Annotated in this window: 4 protein-coding genes; all 4 read right to left on the bottom strand. The window is 66.8% G+C overall.

Translation table 11 applies throughout. From position 1 onward, the window contains the following. A partial coding sequence (locus AC1D1G_RS43675) for a GAF domain-containing protein (protein ID WP_477956759.1) occupies positions 1-839 on the bottom strand: 839 nt, incomplete at its 3' end. Between the two features lie 102 nt (positions 840-941). Then, positions 942-1,250, bottom strand: a complete 309-nt coding sequence (locus AC1D1G_RS43670) for a hypothetical protein (RefSeq protein WP_283335403.1) — start codon at positions 1,248-1,250, stop codon at positions 942-944. Beyond that, positions 1,247-2,617 carry an FAD-binding oxidoreductase gene (locus AC1D1G_RS43665; protein ID WP_477956758.1) on the bottom strand — a complete coding sequence of 457 codons (1,371 nt, stop codon included), beginning with the start codon at positions 2,615-2,617 and terminating at the stop codon, positions 1,247-1,249. Before AC1D1G_RS43665 ends, AC1D1G_RS43670 begins: the two co-directional genes overlap by 4 nt. Positions 2,618-2,667: 50 nt before the next feature. Continuing rightward, positions 2,668-2,994 (bottom strand): putative quinol monooxygenase, encoded by a 327-nt coding sequence (locus AC1D1G_RS43660; RefSeq protein WP_283335406.1) that lies wholly within the window; start codon positions 2,992-2,994, stop codon positions 2,668-2,670. Positions 2,995-3,041 lie beyond the last annotated feature (47 nt).

The following is a 3,041-nucleotide window of genomic DNA, read 5'->3' as shown; positions in this document are numbered from 1 at the left end:
ACCGAGGACAGCCGGGCCGTCTGCCCGCTGGGCAGGGCGACGATGTGTCGTTGGGTGGCCGGAGCGCCGCTCAGGTCCACGGCGTGTTCGAGCAACGCACCCTGATCCTGGGCATCCAGTGCCACGCGCAGTTTTCGGTTGACGAGAACGACGTCGTCGCCGAGCGCCAACACCCCCGTTTGGGGTGACCGTCGACAGACCTTCAGATAGGCGTTGAGTAACGCAGTCTGGTCCGCACTGGCCTGCGCCAGGAGTCGGCCTTCGATCTGAGCCGTGGCGGATTTGGCGAGGGTGGCCAACAGCGGGCCACCGTCCTCTACCCAGCCGGTGAGATCGAGCGCGCCGACGAGGGCGCCGGACATCGGATGGGTGATCGGGACACCGGCGCACGCCAGTTGCCCGAGGCAGTCGGCGTAGTGCTCGGCGCCCGTCACCAGGATGGGCTGACGGGTTTCGAGAGTGGTGCCGATGCCGTTGGTGCCGGCGAATTGTTCCGAGTAGCTGTAACCGGGTATCAGTTGGACGTCGTCGAGTGTGCGATTGAGTCGTCGGCTGGCGGTGATCCTGGTCAAGATCACTCCGTCAGCCGAGGTCAGGATGACGCTCACCGGTTCGTCGACCAGTCCGTCCGCGAGTTGCCGCAGGACGGGTTCGGCTGCCGCGACGAGAGGGCAGTCCAGATTCGGCTCTCGTACGAACGGGAGGTCGAGTTGGTCGGGGCGCACCTTGAGCGACTTCGATCGCTGCCACGAGTACGAGATGGGCTGGCGAACGGAGCTGTCGAGGCCGTCGTCGGCGAGGAACAGCTCTCGCGCCTTCTGTAGATCCTTGCTGGTCATGCTGTATTTACGCCCCGATTCTCCACCTCTCACGTAGTTGAGGGTACGTCGTCTCGATGTGAGACGGGTCTCAATATGAGACGGGGTGGCGGAGCACCGGGATCAGCGTGGCGTCAGCCGGGATTCGCTGTCATCGACGTGGCCTTTCGACGCAGGGGAAGGGGGATGAGCGGTTCGCTGTAGCCGCTCGGCGCACACGGCGAGAAGACGGTGCCGGAGGGTGTCGTCGAGGGGCGGGAAACGTCGTCCGGCCAGGACCTTCAGGCGCTCGAAGTACTGCGCCTCGGTCCACCCGAACGTGACGAAGATGTCTTCGGCGCTGCCGCCGCCGAACACTGCCCACCGGTTGCCGAACTCCAGGACGAGGTCGTCGTCCCGCTTCGATCGGACGTGTGGTTTCGTGGGTGTCATATCGCACGTCCCGGATTGAGAATTCCGGTGGGGTCGAACGCTGCCTTGACTTCCGCCATCAGGGACCTCTCCACCGACCCGATCATGGGTTCGAGGTAGCGGCGTTTGAGGTCGCCGACGCCGTGCTCGCCCGTGATGGATCCGCCCAGCGCCAAGCATCGCGCCACCATCTCGTCGAAGGCCTGGTGGGCCCGTTCGGTGGCGTCCGGATCTGCGGCGTCGAACACGATCGTGGGGTGGAGGTTGCCGTCGGCGGCGTGCCCGAAGGTGCCGATGAGGAGGCGGTAGTGGTCGGCGATGCGGGTAATGGCGTCGAGCATGTGCGGTAGCCGGGGCACCGGCACGGCCAGGTCGTCGAGCAGAGTGCTGCCGCGGCGCTCGAGGGCGGTCAGCGCCACACTGCGGGCCTGCATGAGGGCGTCTCCTTCGGCGGGGTCGGTGCTCATGTACAGCTCGGTGGCCGCGGAGGCACGGCACGCGTCCGCGCTGCGCTGCGCTTCCGCCGGGGCTGCGTCGCCGTCGCACTGGATCAACAGCAGCGCGCCGGCCGTCTGGTCGAGACCCATGCGGGTCATGTCGTTGACGGCCGAGATGGTGGTGCGGTCCATGAGTTCCACCAGGCTCGGGTCGGCCACCGCCTGAATCGCCATCACCGCGTCGACCGCCTGGACGGGCTCGGCGAAGGCGGCGACGACGGTGGCCGTGCGTGCCGGTGGTCGACGCAGCCGCATGGTCGCCTCGACGATGACGGCCAGGGTGCCCTCGGACCCGACCAGCAGTTGGGTCAGGTTCAATCCGGCGACATTTTTGCGGGTGGCGGCGCCGGTGTGGATGATCCGGCCGTCGGCGAGCACCGCCTTGATCCGGGCGACGTGGTCGCCGGTGACCCCGTATTTCGCGCAGCATGCTCCGCCGGCATTGGTCGCGAGGTTCCCCCCGATCGTGGAGACGGCGCGACTGCCGGGGTCGGGGACGTACCAGAGTCCGCGCTCCGCGGCCGCGGCAGCGAGGACACCGTTGATCACTCCCGGCTCGACCGTGGCGGTGCGGGACTGTTCGTCGATGGTGAGGATGCGGTCGAGTTTTTCGGTGCTGAGCACGATGCAGTCGTCGATCGCGTTGGCCCCGCCGGCGAGTCCGGTGCCCGCCCCTCTCGTGACGACTGGAATGCCGTACCGGTGGGCGGTTTTCAGGGTTGTTACGACGTGGTCGGTGGTCCGGGCGCGGACCACCGCGATCGGATGCCCGGAGGGGGAGAGCATCGACTGGTCGCGGGTGTAGGCGATCATGGTGTCGCTGTCGGTCACCACGGCATCGCCCAGTGCCGCGAGCAGACGCGCGACGGGGCCGGTCGTCACCACGGTCATGCTCGTCCTTCCACAGTGATGTATTCCGTCAGGTTGTGCGCCGCACCGGGTTACCGGCTGATCTCCAGTTCGCCCATGCGGGACCAGTCGGTGCCGGGTAGGTCGGTGTGGAGGATGCGCGGTGTCTCGCTCAGTGCCGGGCGCATCGCGTCCAATCCCTTCCGGAAGTGGTCGGCAGCGACGTGGTCGGACCCGGCCTGCCCGTCCCGGAACGCCTCGATCAGCACGAACTCGGCGGGATCGTCTGCGCTGCGATGCCATTCGAACCAGAGATTGCCCGGCTCGGATCGGGTCGCGTCGGTGAACTCCTTGGTGACGAGTAACCAGTCGTTCCGGTACTTGTCGAGGACCTTGAACTTCACCACGATGAAAATCACGATGACTCACTTTCTTTCGGACGAATTCCTCACCGCCGGAACGGGGG

Source organism: Rhodococcus sp. P3_B8, assembly GCF_056402775.1.
The sequence above is the reverse complement of the archived record's forward strand: the minus strand, read 5'-3'. Positions and strand labels throughout refer to the sequence as shown.